22 protein-coding genes and 1 riboswitch are annotated in these 22,517 nt (G+C 66.7%); of the genes, 12 read left to right on the forward strand and 10 right to left on the reverse strand.

Annotated elements, in window-relative coordinates; genetic code table 11:
- Position 1 precedes the first annotated feature (1 nt).
- The 6 genes from AB4Z55_RS07995 to AB4Z55_RS08020 all read right to left on the reverse strand — a co-directional run bounded on the left by AB4Z55_RS07995 (position 2) and on the right by AB4Z55_RS08020 (position 5,010).
- A complete protein-coding gene (locus tag AB4Z55_RS07995; protein ID WP_369519510.1) occupies positions 2–823 on the reverse strand; it encodes an ABC transporter ATP-binding protein in 822 nt (273 codons plus the stop codon).
- Positions 820–1,611 carry an ABC transporter permease gene (locus tag AB4Z55_RS08000; RefSeq protein ID WP_369519511.1) on the reverse strand — a complete coding sequence of 264 codons (792 nt, stop codon included), beginning with the start codon at positions 1,609–1,611 and terminating at the stop codon, positions 820–822. Before AB4Z55_RS08000 ends, AB4Z55_RS07995 begins: the two co-directional genes overlap by 4 nt.
- On the reverse strand, positions 1,586–2,611 hold the full coding sequence (locus AB4Z55_RS08005) for an ABC transporter substrate-binding protein (protein WP_180819480.1): 1,026 nt from the start codon (positions 2,609–2,611) through the stop codon (positions 1,586–1,588). The genes AB4Z55_RS08000 and AB4Z55_RS08005 overlap by 26 nt, the downstream gene beginning before the upstream one ends.
- Positions 2,608–3,318: a TenA family protein gene (locus AB4Z55_RS08010; RefSeq protein WP_064571003.1), complete on the reverse strand. Its 711-nt coding sequence runs from the start codon at positions 3,316–3,318 to the stop codon at positions 2,608–2,610. The genes AB4Z55_RS08005 and AB4Z55_RS08010 overlap by 4 nt, the downstream gene beginning before the upstream one ends.
- Positions 3,306–3,401, reverse strand: a riboswitch (TPP riboswitch). (Overlaps the previous gene by 13 nt.)
- Before the next feature lie 29 nt (positions 3,402–3,430).
- A complete protein-coding gene (locus AB4Z55_RS08015; protein ID WP_064571002.1) occupies positions 3,431–4,288 on the reverse strand; it encodes an LLM class F420-dependent oxidoreductase in 858 nt (285 codons plus the stop codon).
- Between the two features lie 113 nt (positions 4,289–4,401).
- The gene (locus AB4Z55_RS08020) at positions 4,402–5,010 is read right to left on the reverse strand and encodes a TetR/AcrR family transcriptional regulator (protein ID WP_101822352.1); all 609 of its coding nucleotides are present in this window, start codon (positions 5,008–5,010) and stop codon (positions 4,402–4,404) included.
- A gap of 193 nt (positions 5,011–5,203) precedes the next feature.
- Here AB4Z55_RS08020 and AB4Z55_RS08025 point away from each other — a divergent pair, with 193 nt between their 5' ends.
- From AB4Z55_RS08025 to AB4Z55_RS08035, 3 genes are read left to right on the forward strand one after another with little or no spacing between them, the layout of a single operon-like run.
- Entirely contained in the window at positions 5,204–6,580 is a 1,377-nt protein-coding gene (locus tag AB4Z55_RS08025; RefSeq protein WP_369519512.1) for a flavin-containing monooxygenase, read from the forward strand.
- Positions 6,577–7,530, forward strand: a complete 954-nt coding sequence (locus tag AB4Z55_RS08030) for an alpha/beta hydrolase (RefSeq protein ID WP_369519513.1) — start codon at positions 6,577–6,579, stop codon at positions 7,528–7,530. The genes AB4Z55_RS08025 and AB4Z55_RS08030 overlap by 4 nt, the downstream gene beginning before the upstream one ends.
- The gene (locus AB4Z55_RS08035; protein WP_101822319.1) at positions 7,527–8,285 is read left to right on the forward strand and encodes an SDR family NAD(P)-dependent oxidoreductase; all 759 of its coding nucleotides are present in this window, start codon (positions 7,527–7,529) and stop codon (positions 8,283–8,285) included. The genes AB4Z55_RS08030 and AB4Z55_RS08035 overlap by 4 nt, the downstream gene beginning before the upstream one ends.
- 21 nt (positions 8,286–8,306) lie before the next feature.
- Here AB4Z55_RS08035 and AB4Z55_RS08040 read toward each other — a convergent pair whose 3' ends face one another.
- Positions 8,307–9,005 carry a class I SAM-dependent methyltransferase gene (locus tag AB4Z55_RS08040; RefSeq protein ID WP_369519514.1) on the reverse strand — a complete coding sequence of 233 codons (699 nt, stop codon included), beginning with the start codon at positions 9,003–9,005 and terminating at the stop codon, positions 8,307–8,309.
- Between the two features lie 50 nt (positions 9,006–9,055).
- Between AB4Z55_RS08040 and AB4Z55_RS08045 the strand changes: the two genes are divergently transcribed.
- From AB4Z55_RS08045 to AB4Z55_RS08075, 7 genes are all read left to right on the forward strand, one after another.
- Positions 9,056–10,030, forward strand: coding sequence for an NADPH:quinone oxidoreductase family protein (locus AB4Z55_RS08045; protein ID WP_004022610.1), 975 nt, complete (start codon positions 9,056–9,058; stop codon positions 10,028–10,030).
- A gap of 63 nt (positions 10,031–10,093) precedes the next feature.
- The gene (locus tag AB4Z55_RS08050) at positions 10,094–10,363 is read left to right on the forward strand and encodes a DUF2277 domain-containing protein (protein ID WP_064570998.1); all 270 of its coding nucleotides are present in this window, start codon (positions 10,094–10,096) and stop codon (positions 10,361–10,363) included.
- A gap of 304 nt (positions 10,364–10,667) precedes the next feature.
- Positions 10,668–10,862 (forward strand): hypothetical protein, encoded by a 195-nt coding sequence (locus tag AB4Z55_RS08055; RefSeq protein WP_369519515.1) that lies wholly within the window; start codon positions 10,668–10,670, stop codon positions 10,860–10,862.
- A 194-nt stretch (positions 10,863–11,056) separates the two neighbouring features.
- Positions 11,057–11,608, forward strand: coding sequence for a hypothetical protein (locus tag AB4Z55_RS08060; RefSeq protein ID WP_369519516.1), 552 nt, complete (start codon positions 11,057–11,059; stop codon positions 11,606–11,608).
- Entirely contained in the window at positions 11,605–13,257 is a 1,653-nt protein-coding gene (locus tag AB4Z55_RS08065) for a hypothetical protein (protein WP_369519517.1), read from the forward strand. The genes AB4Z55_RS08060 and AB4Z55_RS08065 overlap by 4 nt, the downstream gene beginning before the upstream one ends.
- A gap of 1,303 nt (positions 13,258–14,560) precedes the next feature.
- Positions 14,561–16,387 carry an ABC transporter substrate-binding protein/permease gene (locus AB4Z55_RS08070; RefSeq protein ID WP_354563405.1) on the forward strand — a complete coding sequence of 609 codons (1,827 nt, stop codon included), beginning with the start codon at positions 14,561–14,563 and terminating at the stop codon, positions 16,385–16,387.
- Between the two features lie 91 nt (positions 16,388–16,478).
- A complete protein-coding gene (locus AB4Z55_RS08075; protein WP_354563425.1) occupies positions 16,479–17,192 on the forward strand; it encodes an amino acid ABC transporter ATP-binding protein in 714 nt (237 codons plus the stop codon).
- Positions 17,193–17,212: 20 nt separating this feature from the next.
- Here AB4Z55_RS08075 and AB4Z55_RS08080 read toward each other — a convergent pair whose 3' ends face one another.
- The 3 genes from AB4Z55_RS08080 to AB4Z55_RS08090 are packed head-to-tail and all read right to left on the reverse strand — an operon-like array spanning position 17,213 to position 19,853.
- A complete protein-coding gene (locus AB4Z55_RS08080) occupies positions 17,213–18,127 on the reverse strand; it encodes an amidohydrolase family protein (RefSeq protein WP_354563404.1) in 915 nt (304 codons plus the stop codon).
- A gap of 44 nt (positions 18,128–18,171) precedes the next feature.
- Complete coding sequence (locus AB4Z55_RS08085) at positions 18,172–19,212, reverse strand: alcohol dehydrogenase catalytic domain-containing protein (protein WP_354563402.1); 1,041 nt, start codon at positions 19,210–19,212, stop codon at positions 18,172–18,174.
- The gene (locus tag AB4Z55_RS08090) at positions 19,212–19,853 is read right to left on the reverse strand and encodes a PaaI family thioesterase (protein WP_354563401.1); all 642 of its coding nucleotides are present in this window, start codon (positions 19,851–19,853) and stop codon (positions 19,212–19,214) included. Before AB4Z55_RS08090 ends, AB4Z55_RS08085 begins: the two co-directional genes overlap by 1 nt.
- A gap of 197 nt (positions 19,854–20,050) precedes the next feature.
- Between AB4Z55_RS08090 and AB4Z55_RS08095 the strand changes: the two genes are divergently transcribed.
- Entirely contained in the window at positions 20,051–20,848 is a 798-nt protein-coding gene (locus AB4Z55_RS08095; protein ID WP_239399726.1) for a 1-acyl-sn-glycerol-3-phosphate acyltransferase, read from the forward strand.
- A gap of 16 nt (positions 20,849–20,864) precedes the next feature.
- The gene (locus tag AB4Z55_RS08100) at positions 20,865–22,517 is read left to right on the forward strand and encodes an AMP-binding protein (RefSeq protein WP_354563400.1); all 1,653 of its coding nucleotides are present in this window, start codon (positions 20,865–20,867) and stop codon (positions 22,515–22,517) included.

Consider the following 22,517-nt stretch of genomic DNA (forward strand, 5'->3'; position numbering starts at 1 on the left):
GTCATTCCGCGAGCGTCGAGCCCGAGTCGCTCTGCTCGGCAAGGGCGCGCCGGGCCTCGTCGTGCAGCACTGCTCGCAGATCCTCTTCGAGCGCAACGAATTCCGGTGAGGTGAGGACCGCGAGTTCCCGCGGCCGCGGGAGCTCGACGCGCGCTTGGCGGACGACGGTCGCCGGTCGGGCGGACAACACGATGACCCGGTCGGAGAGGTAGATGGCCTCACGGATGTCGTGGGTGATCATCAGCACCGTCCACCGGTAGCGTTGCCATACCGACTGCAGCCACGACTGCATCTCCGTCCGGGTCAACGAGTCCAGGGCGCCGAACGGTTCGTCGAGCAGCAGCAGATCGCGGTTCTGCACGACCGTGCGGAGCAGGGCGGCCCGCTGTCGCATCCCCCCGGACAGCTGAGACGGGCGCGCGTCCTCGAACCCGGACAACCCGAAGGTCGGGAAGAGCTCCGCCGCCCGGCGACGGGCATCGGCTGCCGGCACACCCTGTACCTGCAGGCCGAGGATCGTGTTGTCGAGGATCGTGCGCCAGGGGAACAGGAGATCCTTCTGCGGCATGTACGCGCAGTGTCCGGCGATCGCGGCGTCGCCGCCGACGGTGACGCTGCCGGAGTCGGGTACGTCGAGCCCGGCGAGCATGCTGAAGATGGTGCTCTTGCCGCAGCCACTCGGTCCGATGACGGAGACGAACTCGCCGGGCTCCGCCGTGAACGAGACCGCGTCGAGCACGTGACGCGGAGGTTGCTCGCGGCCGCTCGGGGGGAAGGATTTCGTCAGCCGGTCCACGACGAGCCGGCGAGCGTCGTCGGTCATGAGGGCTCGGTCTTCTCGGCACGAGCCCACGGCACGACGACGCGTTCGATCGCGAATGTCAGCAGATACAACCCGACGCTGATGACGGCCGTCACCAGCACGGCCGCGAGCACGAGGTCGGTGCGGAACGAGTTCTTCTGGAGGCTCATGTAGATGCCGAGCCCCTGGCTGGCGCCGACGTACTCGGCGAACACGGCACCGACCACCGCGTAGGTGATGCCGATCCGCAGCGCCGTGAAGAACCGGGGGAGCGCGGACGGCAGGCGCACGTAGCGGAAGATCTGCCGGCGGGTGGCGCCCATGCTCCGCAGGAGTGCGCCGGCCTCGCGATCGGCGGCCGCGAACCCCTCGATCAACCCGATCGCCATCGGGAAGAAGGTGACAAGGGCGATGACCAGCACCTTCGGTAGCACGCCGAAGCCGAACCAGATGATCATGAGCGGGGCGATCGCGATGATCGGCAACGTCTGCGACGCGACGAACAGGGGCACGAAGGCTCGCCGCAGGGTGGGCGAGAAGTCGACGATGATCGCCAGTACCCATGCCAGGACCAGTGACACCGCGAAGCCGATCAGGGTGACCTGAAGCGTCGCCCCGGCGTGCACCCCGATCTCGTCCCGATGCGCCCACCCTTGGCCCGCGACCCGGGACGGCGACGGCAGCAGTTGCGGTCGGACCCCGCTGAGGTCGACATAGACCTGCCAGGCCGCGACGAGTACCACCACCGCCACGATCGCGGGCGCGGCCCGCCGGAGGCCGGTGCTAGCGGGACGCGTCGAGGTAATCATTGGTGAAGTAGGTCGACCAATCCGGCTCGGCTGTGAGCGCGGACCCGTCCGGACCCGTGAGAAGCCCACTGCGGTAGAGGAACCCGGAGTTCCCGGCCCACTGCTCGAGCGTCTGCCCGCCCACCCGGCCGTTCGCGTCTTTCATGTACTGGGCGGCGAGCATCCGCTGGCTCTCGACGACCAGCTTCTCGTCGTTGAACGCGCCCGGATTGGCGGCGATGAGGTCGCGGGCGGCGGCATCCGGGTCGTCGGCCGCAGCCTGGTAGCCGCGTTGCAGCGCCCGTACGAACCGGCCCGCACGCTCCGGGTTCTCGTTCAGCCAGTCCTCGTTGGCGTCGACGACGATCGCGTAGGCCTCCGGGAAACCGAAGTCCGTGTAGTGGAAATACCTCATCGGCGTTCCGTGGTGCTCGGCCTCGATGCCCTCCCAGGCGAGATACGAGACGGTGAAGTCCGCCTTCCCGGAATAGACGGCCTCGTATGCGGAGGTGCCGAGGGTGACCGAGGTGAATTCACCTGTGCCGCCGTCGTTCCGGATCACCCGCTTGAGTGTCTCCACCTCACCGGGGTCACCGAACCCGGCATAGGTCTTGCCGTCGAGGTCCTTCGGGCTCGTGATGTCGGCGCGGTCGGCGCGGACACCGATACCTGTCGCCCACCGCTGTAGTGGTGCCAGCACGGAGATCGTGTGCGCGCCCGATGCCCGAGAGAAGGTGGACGAACTGTGGGTGCTGATCCCGAATTCGGCGTTCCCCGCGTCCACGACGGTGTCGACGGAGGTGTTGTTGTAGGGCAGGATCTCGACGTCCAGGCCGGACTCGGCGAAGTACCCGCGCTGTTGCGCCACGAACAGGCCTGTGTGATTGGTGTTCGGGGTCCAGTCGAGCGCGAACCGGATGGTGTTGTCGGAGGCGGTGTCCGACCCGCACGCGGTGGCCGTCGACAACACCGCGACGGTGGCAACGAGGCAGGCCAGGACGCGGCGCACGCGGCCGGTCATGCGGCGGGCCATGCGTAGGGGTTCAGCGCGGTGTCCCAGAACATGAGCTCGTACCGGGTGGCGATGGTGAACGCCGCGGACATCGCAGCCCGTTCCGGCGCGCCGGCCGACGCCGCCGCCGCATCCACCAGTTCCCTTGCCCGGGCGGCGGATTCCTGGAACTCCGGGGCGTCGTAGGTGGTCACCCACTGGGCATACGGGTGCTTCGGGTCGGCGGCGAGGACCTCGGCGGCGCTCGCCGCCAGTCCCCGGCCGACGTCGGCGTAGATCCAGAAGCAGGGCAGCGCCGCGGCGGCACCGACCGCGTACGACTCGGTCGCTGCGGTGGCGATCAGGTAGGACACATAGGCCAGGCACGCGGTCGACGGCTCGGGCTCACCCTGCCGCGGCGGCAACTGGCCGCCCCCGAGCAGGTCGCCGTGCAGGGCGACCTCGACGGTGGCCGCGGTCGACGACGAGTTCGCCCAGAATGCCGCGGTCTGCGGGTCGGGCGACTTCGACGCCAGGATCGCGAGTGCTTTCGAGTACCCGGCCAGGTACAGCGAGTCCTGCTCCAGGTAGGTGCGGAACACCTCGAGGGGCAGCGTGCCGTCTCCGAGGCGGTGCAGGAATTCGAGATCGTCGATCGACGCTCGCAGAGCTGTCGTCTGTTCCCACAGGTGGTCGGTGAAGCGGCCGGGATCCGGCGCGTGCGCATGCAAAGACATGACATCCCTTCGTCAGCATTACCTGGACAGGTTCTCGGGTCTCATCTCAGCCCCGCAGTTGCGGAGCACCCCGTGTCAGAACGCACCCAGGCTAGCAGAGGGATTCGGGCCTCTACACGACTGCCGGAGCGATACCCAACTTTCCCGCGAGTTTCGCGAGGTAACCGGTCGCGCGCTCCACCGAGTCGTCGGGCAGGCCGTACAGCACTGTCGTGACACCGATCTCGCGCCACTTCTCGAGTTTCTCGGGAACCGGTCGGAAGTCGAGGACGACGATCTCGGGATCGCCGGTGCGACCTGCGTCGGCCCAGATCTGCTTGAGCAGCGACACCGAACCCTCGATGTCCTCCTCGCCCGGGGTGGTGATCCAGCCGTCGGCGCTGCGCGCGATCCACTTGAAGTTCTTCTCGTTGCCCGCCGCACCCACCTGGACCGGGATGTGCGCCTGGGTCGACTTGGGCCACGCCCAGCTGGGACCGAATTGCACGAATTCGCCGTCGTATTCGGCTTCTTCCTCCGACCACAGCGTCGACATCGCCTCGAGGTACTCGCGCAGCATGGTGCGCCGGCGCTTCGGCGGCACGTTGTGGTCCGCGAGTTCGTCGAGATTCCAGCCGAATCCGACGCCGAGGGTCACCCGTCCGTTCGAGAGGTGATCGAGGGTCGCGATGGTCTTGGCCAGCGTGATCGGATCCGATTGCACCGGAAGGGCGACCGCCGTGGCCAGACGGATGCGTTCGGTGACCGCGGCGGCGGCGGCCAGCGATGTCCACGGGTCGAGCGTGCGCATGTACCGCTCGTCGGGCAGGGTCTCGTCACCGGTGCGCGGGTGCGCCGCGTCGCGCCTGGTGGGGATGTGCCCGTGTTCGGGAACGTAGTAGGAAGCGAATCCCGCGTCCTCGATGAGTGGGGCGAGGACGTGCGGCTTCAATCCGCGATCACTGGTGAACTGCACGATCCCGAAATCCATGGTGCCCTCCGACGGCGTCGTTCGGCCGCCCGGGACGGCCGGACGGTTGACTGGACACCAGTCTAGGTGATTGGCGTCACCCAGACCAGAGGAGGACCAGGGCTCGGACGCGGTCAGTGGCGTGGATCGGTGCGGAACCCGGGGAGGATGAAGACCTCGAGGTGTCGTCGGACCTGGGATGCGTCGTCGATGTCGACGGTCTCACCTGGCGACGTACCCAGGCTGATCAGCACGCGGGCAACCCATTCGGACACCTCGCGCAGGTCATGTCCCGGATGGATCTCGCCCCGGTGCGCGGCGTGCTCGACGAACGGGAACCAGAACGCGGCGAGGTCGGGGACGAGCTTGACGACGCCCACGCCGGCGCATTCGGCGAACTCGGTCGGTTCGTCGGTGCGCAGCCGCATGAGCAGGGTTCCGGGGTCGTCGTACGCGCCGCGGCCGATCCGCACACCGGCAGTGAGCCGGCCCGCCAAGTCGTCGATCCCGTCGAGTTCGGCGCGTGCGTCCCGCCAGAAGGACTCGGTGAGGCGCACGATGGTGGCACCGATCATGGACGGTTTGTCGGGATAGTGCCGATAAAGCCACGCGCGCGAGACCCCGGCCGTCTCGGCCACCTGCTGCATCGTCGTCGCGCGAATCCCCTTGTCGGCGAGCAGCTTCTCCGTCGCATCGAGTAGGCGGTCCTGGACCGTGGTGGTCGGGGCTTCGGTCACGGACACTCCTGCGGTCACGGTCTGCGCGCACTGCTGCGTACTCGTCGGCGGTTCCGGCGAACGGACGACGGCGTCGTAGACAGTTCGCGGATTCTGTGTACACGATACGTCGCATCGTGTAGACACAAACCAGAATCTGTCTACACGCATGACCGAGACCCAGACGACCGAACCACGACGTGTCCGACGAGGGGGCAGTGTGCCTTTACCAACCACCGCGATCATCGGGGCCGGCATCAGCGGTCTGACCGCAGGCAAGATGCTCACCGATTACGGCGTTCCGTACACATGCTTCGAGAGTTCCGACCGGGTCGGCGGCAACTGGGCGTTCGGCAATCCGAACGGCCACAGCAGCGCATACCGCTCGTTGCACATCGACACCTCCAAACACCAACTGTCGTTCCGGGACTTCCCGATGCCCGACGAGTACCCGGACTTCCCGCACCACACCCAGGTGAAGGCCTATCTCGACTCGTACGCGGAGGCCTTCGACCTCTACTCGTCGATCGAGTTCACCAACGGCATCGAACACGCGACCCGACTCGACGGCGGCGGCTGGGAACTGCAGACCCAGCTGGGCGAGCGACGCCGGTTCGATCTGCTAGTCGTCGCCAACGGGCACCACTGGGACCCCCGGTGGCCGGACTTCCCGGGCGAGTTCGACGGCATCGAGATGCACGCCCACCACTACATCGACCCGCGCACCCCGCACGACTTCATGGGCAAGCGCATCCTGGTCGTCGGACTCGGCAACAGCGCGGCCGACATCGCCGTCGAGCTGTCGTCGAAGGCACTGGACAACAAGCTGACCCTGTCCACGCGGTCGGGTGCATGGATCGTCCCGAAGTACTTCGGCGGCAAACCGGCCGACAAGTACTACCGGTCGACGCCGTACCTGCCCACGTCGTGGCAGCGGAAGTTCGTCCAGGTCATGCAGCCCGTGACGGCAGGACGTCCCGAGGACTACGGACTACCGACGCCCAATCACAAGTTCTTCGAAGCACATCCGACCCAGTCGGTCGAGCTGCCGCTCCGGCTCGGCTCCGGCGACGTCATCCCCAAGCCCAACATCAACCGATTCGACGGCTCGACGGTCCACTTCGACGACGGCACCTCCGACGATTTCGACATCATCATCTACGCAACGGGATACAACATCACCTTCCCGTTCTTCGATCCCGACTTCATCAGCGCCCCGGACAATCGCATCGATCTGTACAAGCGGATGTTCTATCCGGGGATCGACGACCTCGTCTTCGCCGGTTTCGCGCAGGCGGTCCCGACGCTGTTCCCGTTCGTGGAATGTCAGGCCCGTCTGATCGGGGCCTACGCCACGGGGCACTACCGGCTCCCGTCGGTGCCGGAGATGCGGCAGACGATCGAGGCCGACATGCAGTACTACACCGGCCACATGCTCGATCGGCCGCGGCACACCCAGCAGCTCGATCACTATCTGTACGAACACAACATGCGGACCAAGGAGATTCCGGCGGGTATCCGCCGGGCCGAACAGCAGGGGCCGACCGAATGGGCCGGCGTCGCTTCCGAACTGGTCTCGAAGGGAGCCTCGGCATGAACACACCGGACGGTGCGACCACCGTGCGCTTCTCCTCGTCGGACGCCGAGTGCGACGCCTGGTTCTTCCCGGGCGCGGCCGCGTCGCCCTTCGAGGTCGACGGCACACGGCCCGTCGTCGTGATGGCCCATGGCTTCGCCGGGACCAAGGACTCCGGTCTGGGCCCCTACGCCCAGCGCTTCGCCGAGGCGGGCCTGGCGGTGCTGGCGTTCGACTATCGCGGCTTCGGGTTGTCGGGAGGAGAACCACGGCAACAGATCTCGTTGGAACGTCAGGCCGATGACTACCGTGCCGCGATCGTGGCCGCGAAGAAACAGCCGGGCGTCGATCCCGGTCGGATCATCCTGTGGGGTGTCTCGCAGTCCGGTGGCCATGCACTGACCGTGGCCGCGGACCGCGATGACGTTGCCGCGGTCATCTCCGTCATCCCCTTCGTGAACGGGCCGGCCGCCGGCCGGGTCGCCTACGCGCAGAACGGCGGGGCGGCGATCGCGAAGTCGACCGCGACCGCGGTGGCCAGTGCGGTGTCGCGACGCCTCGGTCGTGCCCCGAAGATGATGCGTGTCGTGGGGCAACCCGGCGACACCGGCGCCGCGCTGACGGCGCCCGGCTACCAAGAGAGTTACCAGGCCATTGCCGGCCCGTCCTGGCGCAACGAGGTCGACGCCTCGGTCGGCCTGGAGATCGGGGGCTTCCGCGCGGACAAGTATGCACACCGGGTCTCCGCTCCGGTGCTGTTCCAGATCGCTGACTTCGACTACGTCGCACCGCCATACGCCGCGTCGAAGACGGCCTTCAAGGCACGCGCCGAGGTGCGGCACTACCCGTGCGACCACTTCGACGTGTTCGCCGGGAACGACTGGTTCGAGCCCTGCGTCAAGCACGAGATCGATTTCCTGACACGGCATCTGGTCACCATGGGCCACACCGTAGAGGCCGGGGCCCGATGAGTCGGGCGATCGTCGTCGGCGGCGCCTCGGGGATCGGCCTCGCCACCGTCGACGCGTTGGCCGACGCTGGTTCGGAGGTGGTCGTCGCCGACGTCGACCTCGTGCGCGCCGAGGCGGTCGCCGCCGAACGAGGCGATGCGGTGCGCGCGGTCCGGCTGGACGTCACCGACGAGGACTCGGTGGCAGCCGTTTTCGAGGATGTGGGCGAGTTCGACACCGCGGTGAACTGTGCCGGACTCTCCGACCCCGGACCGCTCACCGACCTCGAGTTGAGTGCGTGGCGGCACACCGTCGACGTCTGTCTCACCGGAACGTTCCTGGTGGTCAAACACGCCGGCCGACGGATCGTCGACGGTGGGTCGATCACCTGCATCGCCTCGCTCAACGGTCGGCAACCCGGTGCGGGGATGGGCGCGTACTGCGCCTCGAAAGCCGGTGTGCTGATGCTCGTCGAGGTCGCCGCCCTCGAACTCGCCGAGCGTGGGGTCCGGGTCAACGCGGTGTCACCGGGACTGGTGATGACCCCGCTGACCGAGGGGATCGGTTTCGTCCCGGGACTCACCGAGGACTATCTCGACAACACCCCGCTGGGCCGCAGCGGTGAGACGTCCGAGATCGCCGACATCATCGCATTTCTCGCCTCCGACAAGGCGCGATGGATCACCGGCGCCGCGTTCGACGTCAACGGCGGTGCGCACTTGAAGCGCTACCCCGACGTGCTGGGCAAGGTGCGGGCGCTGGCCGCGGAAGCCTAGCGCCCGCACTGGCGCAGCGCGTCAGACCTCGGGGGTCAGTGGCGCACCGACATCACCCGATCCGCGACGCAGGACGCGCAGCGATCCCTCGACCCTGACCTCGGTGAACTGCCCGGTTTCCAGTGCCTGGCAGTAGATCTCGTACGGCGGACGCCCGCCGTCGGCCGGGTCGGGGAAGACGTCGTGGATGAGCAGGGCGCCGCCGATGCGAACCCATGGCGCCCATCCGTCGAGGTCGTTCTGTGCGGCCTCCATGCTGTGGCCGCCGTCGATGAACACGAAGTCGGCCGGCGTGCCCCAGACCCTCGACGCGACCGTCGACGGTGCCAGCACCCCCACCACGGTCTGGTCGAGCCCGGCGTCGAACATGGTGCGGCGGAAGCGTGCCGAGGTGTCCAGCGTGCCGGTGTGCGCGTCGACGAGCGATTCGTCGTGGTACTCCCACCCGGGCTGGTGCTCCTCGGAACCGCGATGGTGATCGACGGTCACGATGACGGCGCCGTGTGCCTCGCCCGCGGAACCGAGGAACACCGTCGACTTGCCGCAGTATGTACCGATCTCGACGCCGACCTTCGTCGAATCCGGTTGCGACAGATACTCTCCGGCGATCTCGAACAGTGTCTGCGCCTCGTCGAGCGGCATGAACCCGGGGGCTTCCTCGGCGACTCGGAGACGTTCGGGGGACGGTGCGCTCGGCAGCTGGGCCGTGGGGTGTGACATGGCACCAGATCCTATCGGGTCTGTGAGCGCCGCCGCGTAGGGTGAGCCGTATGAAAGCTCAGGTACTCAATGCAGAGACAGGCCCCTCCGGACTCGAACTGAAAGACGTCCCGGACCCTGTACCCGCCGACGGTCAGGTCCTCGTCGATGTGAAGTCATGCGGGGTGTGTTTCCCCGATGTCCTGATGAGCCAGGGCAAGTATCAGCTCCGCGTCCCCACCCCGTTCACGCCCGGAACCGAGGTGGCCGGGGTGGTGCGCTCGGCGCCCGAGGGGTCGACGGTGAAGGTCGGTGACAAGGTCCTCGTCGCGTCGATCGTGGGGGGCTTCGCCGAGCAGGTCGCGGCCGCACCCGAACAGCTGCTCCCGCTGCCGGAAGGGCTGAGCTTCGAGCAGGGCTCGGCAATGGGCATCAATTACCAGACGGCCCTGTTCGCGTTGAAGACCCGCGCCCACCTGCAGAAGGGTGAGGTCGTGGGAGTGCTCGGTGCTGCCGGTGGCGTCGGCACCGCCTCGATCATGGTCGCCAAGGCGCTCGGCGCGAAGGTCGTCGCGATCGTCCACCGCAAGGGTGCCGAAGAACTGCTGCGCAGTGCCGGGGCGGACGAGATCGTCCAGCTCGAAGAGGGCTGGGGGACCGCGCTCAAGGAGATCTTCCCCAAGGGTGTCGACGTGATGATCGATCCGTCCGGCGGTGAGGTGTTCGACGAGGCGTTGCGCCAGGTGGCGCCGGACGGCCGGTACGTGGTGGTCGGCTTCGCGGCGGGCGGTATCCCGACCGTCAAGCTCAACCGCGTCCTGTTCCGCAACATCGCGGTCGTGGGTGCCGCGTGGGGCGAGTACGTGCGCACGCACCCGGAGCTGAACCTCCCCGCGACCCTGCACGAGGAGCTGTCCCAGATGATCGCGGACGGCATGTCCCCGCAGGTGAATGTGACCTACACGCTCGATCAGCTGCCCGAGGCGTTGACCGATCTGGCCGAAGGGCGGATCCTGGGCAAAGCGGTCGTCAAGATCGGTGACTGAGGTCCCCACCTCGGTTCGGCCCCGGCGGCGACCCGCACCAGCATCCGACCGAAGGGATCTGCCATGTGCCGCAACATCACCGAACTCCGTGGTCTGGAACCGCCGGCGACGGGGGACGAGATCGAGGCCGCGGCTCGGCAGTACGTGCGCAAGGTGAGTGGGGTCCGCCATCCGTCGGCGGCGAACGTCGAGGCGTTCGAGGCGGCGGTCACCGCGGTCACCGCGGCGACGCGGACCCTCCTCGACGTCCTGCCGGAGCGTCGTCAACCGCCGAAGACCGTGCCCCCGCTGCGGCGTCCTGAAGTCCAGGCACGCATCGCCGCCCGAGGCTGAGGAGCCTCGATTCGGGTTCAGCGGTAGGTATCGCCAGGGGATACCTACCGCCGAACGTGTCGACCGGTCGGCCGCCTCCTGTGTAGTGACGTGCGGCTGCAAGCACGAGTGCCGCTACTATCACTCGACGTGGTTGCCTGTGCCCCTGCGGGAGGGGTGCGGTGAGTGGTTGGGGGATTCGATGGCACCAAAACCTGTTGAGGTGACTCCGAGCAGTCTGACGGACGCGTCTCGCCACCTGGCGACGTACGGAATGTCTCTCCGGACGATGGAGTCCCCGACCTTCGGCGCTGTCAAGATGTCGATGACCGGTTTCGAGGTCGCTTCTGTGGTCGACAGCGTAGATGCCTCCGTCAAGCAGGCACTGACGACGATAGCCGGGCGACATGAGCAGTTCGGTGATGCGCTCGACTCGGCGGCGTCTGTTTTGGTGAATGTGGACGACGTGGAGGCTCGGCTCCTGCAGTCGCTGGGCAACCTCAACCAGCGACCCGAGTGATGACCGACAAACCCCGCAGGATTGTCCGAGTCGCCCATCCCGAGGTGCTCCAGTAGGCCGCGGACTCGTTGAAGCCGGTGTGGACTGCCATCGAGCGCAAAGCCGGGGACTTGTACGCGAAGGTGACCGGTCTCGACTGGAAGGGCAGGTCGTACGACGGAGCCGTCTCCCGAGCGGAGTGGGAGAAGACGCAGATGACCCGCGTCGCCGACGGTGTCGAGCAACTCGCTGACGCCTTCAAATCGGGTGCCAACAGGATGACGCCGATGGTAGAAGCCTTGAATACCACGGCCACCAATCTCGAGGGTGATCGATTCTCGGTGGAGGACGACTGGACTGTCCGAGACCTCCGCGACTATCAGGCGGAAGCTCGGGCCCATGAGGGCGACGAGACCGCGCTGGCTCAGATTGCGAGAGATCGCACCGAGCGAGAAAACGAGTCGAAGACCGAGACTGTGCGGCTCCAGCGACTCGCTCGTGAGCTGCACGACGCCGATGTCGACACCAAACGCGCAATCGCGCAAGCCGAGGAATTGATTCGCGCACTGGCGCCGGTCACCGCGGGCTTGAGTTCACGCCAAGCTGAGCTCGACGTCAGAGCCTTACGAGAAGGGACTATTTCACCTGCGGGTCTCGCGCGACTGAACCATGCGACGCACTTCTCCCCCGAACAACTTGAATCCCTCCGTCAAGGGCGGCCAACCGAGATTCCGCAGGGCAGTACGACTACCTGCGAACATTCATGACCGAGGTCGGCTCGGCCGACATGAACGAATTGCTGCGCGTTCACGAACAAGCGCCGGGTGCGCTCGGCAACGCGCTACGGGTGATGTCGTCGCCGAACGTGCGGACGAAGGCGGGGTCCGCCGGTGGGCTCGACCAGCTTCCCGGCACTGTTGTCTCATTGCTGCGGGAAAACCAGATCAAGCATGAGATGGTCGGGTCCGGTGGCCGGCTGTACTCGCTTACAGGCGTGAATCGCCTGGACGATTTCAAGACACTCAATACGATCCTCAGTGACCGCACCGACCGCAGTCTGCAGCTGGGAACTGATGTCGATCGGGGAATGCTGAAACAGGCTTCGGAAATCGTCGGAGCGCTCCCGCACGACGAGGACACGCCGTTCGGGTTCTACGACGAGAACCAGTCTTTCGACGAGGTCCGCAAGGTCGCGAGCTCGATGCTCAGCACCGCGAGTCACGACCACCAGGCGGTTACAGACTTCCTCACGGGTGAGCGGATGGGTGTAACGGTCGCTGAAGGGCATCGGTACGACGCAGACGCGCACGTGCTGAACGTCCTCACCGAGAACTGGTCGGAAGTCGATCCGAAGCTGTGTAGCCCCGATGATCAGCGCGGACCGACGGACCTGTTCGACTGGATTGGCGAAGCGGCAGCGGCGCCTGGCTACGAGGGTGAGCTCGGAGGTAAGTCGGCGGATGCGCTTGCGCGTGTGCTCATCGAGAACGAAAAGACGCTTGACGCCCTTTACGTCGACAAGGACCACAGCGGAAATACCGAATACGAGACTCTCGGCGAGCGAAATCCCCATCTCTCACAGGTGCTCGCTGCGAATCTCGCCCCCTACTTCGGCAACTTTGCAGACGCGCCCAACGAGGTTCTGACCAATCACACGGCCGGACCGCTCGCAGACACAGTTGAGTTCTCCAAGTTGATCGGAGTCCTGTCCACCGATCCCGGAGCCGGCCGAATCGCCCTGACCGCGGCCGTCCAGTGGGAGAACTACCTTGCGCACGAGTTCGGAAGCGACCCGGACAACTCCGAACTTGCCACTGCCGCGGGCAAGATCCATTCCTCGATGAGCGGCGGGTTGAGCAACGCCTTGGAGACGCTAGCGGACAATGACGAGTGGGAACGGTTGCGCAAATGGAATGAGGACACGTTCCTGATCGACTCCGCGGGTGCGCTGGTCGGTACGGGCGGACTGTGGATTCCGGGTCTATCCGAGGTCGCTGGACTCACGGTGCCACTCGTGAAAGCTGAGGAGATCAGTCTCCCGACTGCGGACCCACAGCAGGACGAAAACACCTGGCGGACCGAGATTCGTGACATGGAGACGCGGTTGGACAAAATGACTACGGGCACAGACCGGGTCGTGCAAGTGACTTCTGGTGTCGTCGAGGACCGGCCCGATCTCTGGGGCAATCCGTGGACCAATCGAGTCGGGTCGACGTTCTCCTTCGTGCTGGAGGACGGAACGATCGATACGGACATGGTTCGAGAAAACAGAGATGCCTTCCGAGAGTTTTCGCGGGACATTGGTGCTGAAACGATCCGGCACCGCTACAACGACCATTTCGATGAATCCGCTGAAGATCCGACGATCGATGAAACAAAAGACGAAGTTGAGGTCTCAGACAGTGCGCCGCGTTAGCGCAGTTTCAATCCTCGCCCTGTGCGTCACGTTGTTACTCGGGTGCAGCATGAACGAATCATCCGAGGGGCCGGACGAACGCGCGAAAGCATCGGTGGCGAACCCCGCCATTCCTCCATCGGTGGCTCGAGCGGAACAGGGGTTGCAGTGGAGAATGAGGTGGCGGGACGACAGCGTTGTCGATCTTGATTCGTCGCTGGGTACGTTTGTCCGTGCGGTCACTGAGTCCCATCTACTCGTGCTTTTCGATTGGGACGTCGAGGGTGAGTTCCCGGGGGTTCGCGAGGCAGTGCCGATACCCGACATCCTCGACCCAGCGCCGAGCAACGATCCCTACAACACCGCGGACAAGATTCTCCGAATCGCGAGTGTGCGGCCGCTATCAGGCGATCAGACGGTGGTTGAGGTCTGCGATCTCGGTCGAGCAAGTAGCAGCGAGACGTCCTTCCCGCCCTACTTTTCTGCGGATTTTCCGCCGCAAGGCGCCTTCGGGCGCGTCGGCATGGTGTCGCTGACCATCGAGAGCGGAGGGACTGCGCCGCCCGGGTCGGAGGCCGGCGACAGCCTGTTCCCGGGGTTCAACGTGTTTGGTGACTGGAGAGTCCTTGCTCTTGACGCAGGTGGGCGTCCTGGCGAGCCCTCGCCCGACGTCAGTATCTGCGGCGACATGGGTGACCTGACGGCACCTGGCCGTCGTACCCTGGTTGGTCCGGCGCCGGCGTGTAGGGGCTCCGAACACAGGTTCAGCAGTGGGTATCGCCCGGCGAGACCCACTGCTGAACTCGTCCTGACTGGATGGGGGACTACGAGCCGGCGGCTTCGTCGCTTCCGGTGACAATTGTTTCGGCGATGTCCCACAAGAGGTTGTCGAAAGCCTCGATTGCGTAGAAGAGTGCAGACAGCATGATTTTTCCCGCTTTCACTTCGAATTCGACAGTGGACGCAGGCCGCAACAAAACCGCACGTCGACGGCCTGTGGGATAGCGGGATGGGCGCCAGAGATTCAAGAGGGGGTTGATTTCCGGCGCGGCGAAGAATGATGTTACAAATCCCGAATCCCTGTATCATTGGTAGCACGAGCACCGCTTTCCGACAAGGAATTCGTACATCCGGATTGAGAATCCTCGGGGGTCACTCCGCACGGCGTCCTCGACGATCGGCGCGGGCGGACGTGGCCGACGGTCGCGCTCGACGCACGCCTCGCAGGCGCCGCTACGGCGACGACCCCCTGGTCAACCGGGTTAAACTCACCGGCGGGCAAAAATTTGGGACACCTCTTGCGCGTGCGGATAGTGTCGACACGGTGTCCAACCACAGATCCCGTAGCGCCCGACGGGACGCGCCGCGCGCCGTCCGCGTCGTCGCGCTGGCCCTCACGGCCGCCATCGTCGGACTGCTGACCATCCTCGGCGCACCCGCACCCCGTGCGCAGGCCGCTCCGGCCGACAGCTGCGCACCGGCCGGCCTCGCGTCGGCGTCGGCGGCTCCGGTCAACCTCGCCGCCGCGGATCAGGGCGGGGAAGACCGCTACACCACGGCGTCGACCACGCCGCTCGACCAGATCGACGTCGGCCAACTGGAGCTGCTGTCGCCCGGCAAGATCTCCGTCGGCACCCTGTCGGACGCCGGCCCGAGCATCTGCGTGAACAGCGCGGGCAACTTCACCGGCTTCGACAACGAACTCCTCAAGGCCGTCGCCGCGAAGCTGGGTCTGCAGATCGAGTTCAACGGCACCGAGTTCGCGGGGCTGCTGTCGCAGGTGGCCAACAACCGCTTCGACGTCGGATCGTCCTCGATCACCACCACCGACGACCGTCGCAAGACCGTCGACTTCACCAACGGTTACGACTTCGGCTACTTCTCCCTCGTCGCGCCGACCAGTGGTTCCATCAAGAGCTTCGGTGACCTGTCGGCGTCCACACGTATCGCCGTCGTCCAGGGCACCGTGCAGGACGACTACGTCGTCAACACGCTCGGACTCGACCCGGTCAAGTTCCCCGACTACGCCACCGCCTACGCGAACCTCAGGAGCGGCCAGGTCGACGCCTGGGTCGCGCCGTCTCAGCAGGCCGAGGGTGCGGTTCGTGAAGGCGATGGCACCGCGATCGTCGAGAACACGTTCAGCGTCAACAACTTCGTCGCCTGGGCGGTCGGAAAGAACAAGCCGCGGCTCACCGAGGCCCTCAACTCCGGACTCGACGCCATCATCGCCGACGGCACGTACGCGAAGCTCTACGTCGACTGGGTGCCCCGCGAACTGCCCGAGGGCTGGAAGCCCGGCAGCAAGGCCGCTCCCACGCCCGAGCTCCCCGACATCGCCGCGATCGCGGCCGAGAACGCCGAGAAGGCCGGGCCCGCGGAGGAGACCGCGCCCAAGAGCACGCTCCAGCAGCTCGGCGACACGTTCTTCAACTGGGATCTCTACAAGGAGTCATTCCCCGAGCTGATCAAGACCGGTCTGGTCAACACCCTGATCCTGTCGCTGGTATCGGGAGTCCTCGGCACCATCCTCGGCATGATCCTGGCGATCTGCGGCATCTCGCGCTCGCGCTGGCTGCGCTGGCCGGCGCGGGTCTACACCGACATCTTCCGCGGATTGCCCGCGGTGGTCGTCATCCTGATCGTCGGTCTCGGCGTGGGCCCGGTCGTCAAGGGCATCACCGGCAACAACCCGTACTGGCTCGGTGCCGTCGCGCTGGCCCTGCTGGCCGCGGCCTACATCGGTGAGATCTTCCGGTCCGGGATCCAGAGCGTCGACGACGGTCAGCTGGAGGCCTCACGGGCCATCGGCTTCAGTTATCGCGAGTCGATGCGGCTCGTCGTCGTGCCGCAGGGCGTCCGACGGGTGCTCCCGGCACTGATGAACCAGTTCATCAGTCTGATCAAGGACAGCTCGCTGGTGTACTTCCTCGGGTTGCTGGCGAGTCAGCGCGAGCTGTTCGCCGTGGGCCGCGATCTGAACGCGCAGACAGGCAATCTCTCGCCGCTCGTCGCCGCGGGCATCATGTACCTGATCCTGACCATCCCGCTGACGCACCTGGTCAACTACATCGACCGGCGCCTGCGCACCGGACGACCGGCCGACGTCCAGGACGACCCGCTGCCCCCGACCGTCGTCGAGAAGGGATAGGCCCGTGCCTGATCTCCACAAGTCCGACTCCCAGGCCTCGAATGCCTCGTCGTCGGGTTCGCCCGCGCCCACCCCGCGGAAGGCCGTCTCGCTGACCGGGACCGATCTGCACCTGTCGTTCGGCAAGCAGCGTGTGCTTCGGGGCGTCGGCATCCAGGTCGATGCCGGCACCACCACGACCGTCATCGGGCCGTCGGGATCGGGCAAGTCGACCCTCCTGCGGGTGCTGAACCGGCTACACGAACCCGATCAGGGGGACATCCTGCTCGACGGTAGGTCCGTGCTCAAGGACAACCCGGACGAGCTCCGACGCCGGATCGGCATGGTGTTCCAGCACTTCAACCTCTTCCCCCACAAGAGCGTCGTCGACAACGTCGCACTCGGACCGCGGAAGCTGAAGGGCCTGAGCAAGGACGAGGCCCGTGAGGTCGCCCTGCGGCAGCTCGAGATCGTCGGGCTGACGAACAAGGCCGACGTGCGCCCGGCACGCCTTTCGGGAGGCCAGCAGCAGCGCGTCGCCATCGCACGAGCACTTGCCATGACGCCGGAGGTCATGTTCTTCGACGAGGCCACGTCCGCGCTCGATCCCGAGCTCGTCAAAGGTGTGCTCGCACTGATGGCCGACCTGGCCACCGAGGGGATGACCATGGTGGTGGTCACCCACGAGATGGGCTTCGCGCGCAACGTCTCCGACAACGTGCTGTTCATGGATCACGGAGCCGTCGTCGAGACCGGCCGGCCGGAACAGGTCTTCGACGACGCGAAGTCCGACCGCCTGCGGACCTTCCTGTCCCAGGTCCTGTAAGCGCTCGCCGGACGCCTGGGTCAGCCGATTCCGAAGAGCCTGGAGCCGTTGCGGTAGAACACGTCTCGGAGCCAGTCGGCCCCGAGGTCGAGGCGGATGATCGCCTCGAGGGCGTGGGTGTAGCCGTACGGGATGTTCGGGAAGTCGCTGCCGAACAGGATCTTCTCGCCGGCGTCGGCCAGTCGCGGCAGGTAGTCCGCCGGGAACGGGGCGTCTTCCTCGGCGAAATCGGTGAACGCCATCGTGGTGTCCAGGTGCACGTTCGGGTACTCGAGCGCGAGGTCGAGGAATGCGGTGTACTCGGGCATCCCCATGTGCGCGACGATCAGCGGCAACGACGGAAACCGGTGCAGCAGTTCGCGGATCGGTTCGGGTCCGGTGAAGGTGCCGGGCGCGGGCCCCGACCCGCAGTGGATGATGACCGGGACCTGCGAATCGGCGATCTGGGACCACACGCCGTCGAGAAGCGAATCGGTGGGGGAGAAGTCGCCGACCTGGATGTGGCACTTGAACACCTGGGTTCCCGCTTGGATGGCGCGGGAGACATAGGTGTGGGCGGACTCCTCCGGATAGAACGTCGCTGTGTGCAGGCAGTCGTCATGGCCCGCGGCGAAGTCGTGCGCCCAGCCGTTCAGCCACTCGGCCATGTTCGGTTTGTGGGGGTACACCAGTGACGAGTAGGCCCGCACCCCGAAGTCCCGCAGCGTGGACACCCGGACGTCCTCGTCGGCGCGGTAGGTGATCGGCCACTCGCGTCCGACCAGTGGCCCGACCGAGTCGAAGTAGGCCCAGACCTTGTCCATGACCGGGCGCGGCATGAAGTGGGTGTGCACGTCGACGATGCCGGGCAGGTCGAGGTCTGACCAGATCGCGCGCACCCGCTGCGCCTCGTCGGTACTGAACGGCTCGGGGGTCACGGGAACGGCACTGTTCACCCCAGAGACCGTACGCCGGGTGTGGCGCCGGCCGCGAGTCCCGATCAGCGGACGCCCGGCATCGCCGGCGCGATGAGCACCTTCCGGTGGTCGTTGGGCGCGGCGAGCTCCCGGACCACACGGTCCACCTCGCCGAGCCCGACGATCTCGCTGACCAGCGTCGACGACCCGATCACACCCTTGCTCAACTCGGCTGCGGCGGTGCGGAACTCGCTCGCCGTGTAGTACGAGACAAAGTGCATCGTGGTCTCTTTCACGACCCCGGCGACCGGCATGAACGAGTCGTCGCTCAAGCAGACGCCCGCGATGACGACGGTGCCGTGAGTCGCGACCGCGTCCAGCGCAGTGGCGATCATCCCCGGCTTGCCCACGCACTCGATGACGACGTCGAAGCCCGATTCGACCTGGGCGGGGAGTTCGTCGGGGGTGCACACCGCGGACGCGCCGAGATCGAGTGCCGCCGCCCGCCTGCCCGGGGACGGGTCGGAGCACACCAGCTCGGTGGCCACTCCGCGTGACAGCCAGTGCAGCGCAGCGAGACCGACTGGTCCCGCGCCGAGTACCAGCACCCGATCGCCGGGACGGACGGACGCGCGGGTGACGGCGTGCAATCCAACTGCGAGCGGTTCGACGAGCGCGCCGTCGACCGGGTCGATGCCGTCGAGCAGCACGCTCTCGGCCGCCCCGACCGCGACGAACTCGGCGAGCCCGCCCGGCAGGATGCCGAGTCCCAGGGTTCGTGCCGATGGGCAGCGGGCGACGTCACCGATGAGGCAGGCGCGGCACCGATGGCACCCGATCACCGGCATGGCGGCCACGGGGTCGCCGACTCGAAAGGAGTGGGGGACGTCCGGGTCCTCGGGTCCCACACCGACGACCTCGCCGGCGAACTCGTGACCCATGATCGTCCCGCTCGGTAGCAGCGGCGCGGTCGACAGATCGGAACCGCAGATGCCGTTCGCGGCCACGCGCAGTACCAGCTCGCCGGGACCGGGGGTGGGGTCGGGTCGGTCGTCGACGACGAATCCGCCCGAGATGAACTCGCCCGCGCCGGACTCTCCCGGGGCGGTCACCGCGGCGCGCATCAGCCCGCCGACCAGCGCACCGACGGGACGTCGGCCGTGGACCGGGGCACGATGAACACGCCCTCGGCCTCGCAGGTCACCCCGTCGGCATCCGAGATCGTGCCGCGGACGATGCGTTTGCGTCCGTTTTGCTCGGTCACCCACGCCTGCGCGACGAGCGCGCCCAGCGGTGTCGGCCGCCCGTACCGGACGGTGAGGGTGCCGGTGTAGCAGGGGCCCTCCACACTCGCCGCGTTGCCCAGGACGTGATCGAGGACCAGCGCGCACACCCCGCCGTGGACCTGCCCGGGTGGACCCTCGTAGGCCGCGCCCAGCGTGAATTCGCTCCGGACCCCGTCGGCCACGTGCACGACGTCGAGCGGCGGCGCCAGCGCGTTGCGGACGCCGATGACCGCGTTTCCCCAGGCCATGCCGGTGTTCTCGCGCGTGTGTCGGACCCCGAAGGCGCCGTCCATCTGCCGACTGCGCAGGTCGGCCACCACCTCGGCGATCCGCCGGCGCGCCTCGTCGAGGTCCTCCTCGGCCACCTCGGTGCGGATCACCGCGTCGACGAGATCGCGAACGGTGTCGGTGAGCGGGGTGTAGACCGCGCGGCGACGCGCGACCTCGGCTTCGGAGATGTCCTCCAGGATGAACTCCATGTGGCTACCGATCAGTCAGTTGTGGCATAGGTAACGAAGTGTGGCGACGCTATGTAGAACGTGTTCTAATTCAACCACTAGAACGTGTTCTCATTTTGCGGTTCCGAGGACATCGACCCCGGTCGGAGGGCTCGCCCCGGCTGATCAAGCGGTGATCCGCGCGAACCACAGATGCAATCCCACAGGAGATGTGATCGATGAGCGCCGAGACCTTCGACCTCACCGCACGCGACGAGACCTGGGTGAAGCGGGTCCTGCCCGTCCTGAAACTCGTGGCGAAAACCTATTTCCGGTCCGAGGTGCGGGGTATGGACAAGGTGCCCGACGGCGGTGCACTGCTCGTGTCCAACCACTCCGGCGGACTGATGGCCTTCGACGTCCCGGTGATCAGCGTGGCGTTCGCCGACGAATTCGGGGCGGACCGGCCGCTGTACACCCTCGCCCACGACCTCATCTTCACCGGGGCGGGCAGACAGATCTTCGGCAAGGTCGGGTTCCTCCCGGCTCACCCGAAGAACGCGGTCGCCGCGCTGCGGGCGGGCGCTGCGACGATCGTGTTCCCCGGCGGCGAATGGGAGGCTCTCCGCCCGAGCAGCCAGAGCGCGACCATCGACTTCCACGGTCGTACCGGCTACATCCGCACCGCTCTCGAGGCCGGCGTGCCGATCGTCCCCATCGTCACCATCGGTGGGCAGGAGACGCAGCTGTTCCTCAATCGTGGCGACACGCTCGCTCGAATCCTGCGACTCGACAAGCTGATCCGTACCGATACGGCACCGTTTGCCTTCGGTTTCCCGTTCGGTCTGACCGCGCACCTCCCGCCGAACATCCCGTTGCCGTCGAAGCTGGTGACGGAGGTTCTCGACCCGATCGACATCACCGCCGAGTTCGGCAACAACCCCGAATACGACGAGGTGGACCAGATGGTCCGCAAACGCATGCAGCACGCACTGGACCACCTCGCCCGCGCCCGCCGGTTCCCGGTTCTGGGCTGACCACGAGGAGACGACGATGATCTCGCACCTCCGCGAGCGCGTCACCACCGCGTTGTGGCTCGTTCGTACCCTGAACCGCAGCGGCTTCCTCGGCTCGTCGAGAGTCGACCGCTATATCCGTATGGGGCTCAACCTCCGTCGGCACGGCGGTGCGTCCCCGGTGAGCGGGATCGGCCTCGCCGCGGCGCGCGATCCAGATGGCATCGCGCTCATCGACGAGGCGGGACAGCTCACCTGGCGTGAACTCGACGCCCGCTGCGACGCACTCGCCGTCGGACTCCGTGACCTCCCCGGCGCGTCCGTAACCACCGTCGCCATCCTGTGCCGCAACCATCGCGGTCTCATCGAGGCGCTCGCCGCGACGTCGCGGCTCGGTGCCGATGCCGTGCTCCTCAACACCGGCTTCGCCGGACCCCAGCTCGCCGACGTACTCGCCCGTGAGCAGGCCGACGTCCTCATCGCCGACGACGAGTTCGACGCCGTCGTCGAGCCTGCGGCGCAGCGACTTCCGGAGATGAGGCGAATCCACGCGTGGACGGAGGGCGAGTCGGACCGGGGCGCCACCGTCGACGGCCTGATCGGTGCGAACAGCGGAACCCGTCCCGGACGGCCCGCTCGCGCCGGCCGCATCGTGTTGCTGACCTCGGGAACCACCGGAACGCCGAAGGGAGCGCGTCGCGGCGGGAGCACCGACGTCGCCTCCCTGGCGGCGATGCTGGACAGGATTCCTTGGCGCGCAGGCGAATCGACTGTCATCGCGGCGCCGATCTTCCATGCGTGGGGGTTCGGGCAGGTGGCGATCGCGGCGACGATGACGTGCACGATGATCATGCGCCGCCGCTTCGATCCGGTGGCGACGCTCGAACTGGTCCGCGACCACGCGGCGACCGGCCTCGCCGTCGTACCGGTGATGCTCGAGCGCATCACCGATCTCCCCGACGAGGTCCTCGACGACCATCCGATGCCGACTCTGCGCTTCGCCACCGCGAGCGGGTCGCGGATGCGCTCCGACGCACTCGTCGCATTCCTCGACCGGTACGGCGACGTGGTCTACAACAGCTACAACGCCACCGAGGCCGGGCTCATCACCACCGCCACCCCCGCCGATCTTCGCGTCGCGCCGGACACCGCCGGTCGACCGCTCATCGGTACCAGTGTCCGCATTCTCGGCGACGACGACCGAGAGGTCCCCGTCGGCGAGGTCGGCCGCATCGTGGTCGCGAACAACTCCGGCTTCGACGGCTACACCAGTTCGGACTCCAAGGCTTTCAGCGACGGGCACATGGTCTCGGGCGATGTCGGCCGCTTCGACGAGAACGGCCTGCTCTTCGTCGTCGGTCGCGACGACGAGATGATCGTGTCGGGCGGGGAGAACGTGTACCCGCTCGAGGTCGAGCAGGTCATCGGCGCCCTCGACGAGGTGCTCGAGGTCGCGGTGACCGGTGTCGACGACGACAGATTCGGTCAGCGACTCGTCGCCCACGTGGTGCGGGCCCCGCGAGCGCAGATCGGCGCCGACGACATCCAGCAGCAGGTCCGTGACCAACTGGCCGGGTTCAAGGTCCCGCGCGACGTGTACTTCCTCGACGAACTGCCGCGCAACGCCACCGGCAAGATCCTCAAGCGCGAACTCGATGCCGGCCCGTCGAATCAACGGAAGGTGAGCTGA

It is taken from the genome of Gordonia sp. ABKF26 (assembly GCF_041103195.1).
GTDB lineage: Bacteria > Actinomycetota > Actinomycetes > Mycobacteriales > Mycobacteriaceae > Gordonia > Gordonia terrae.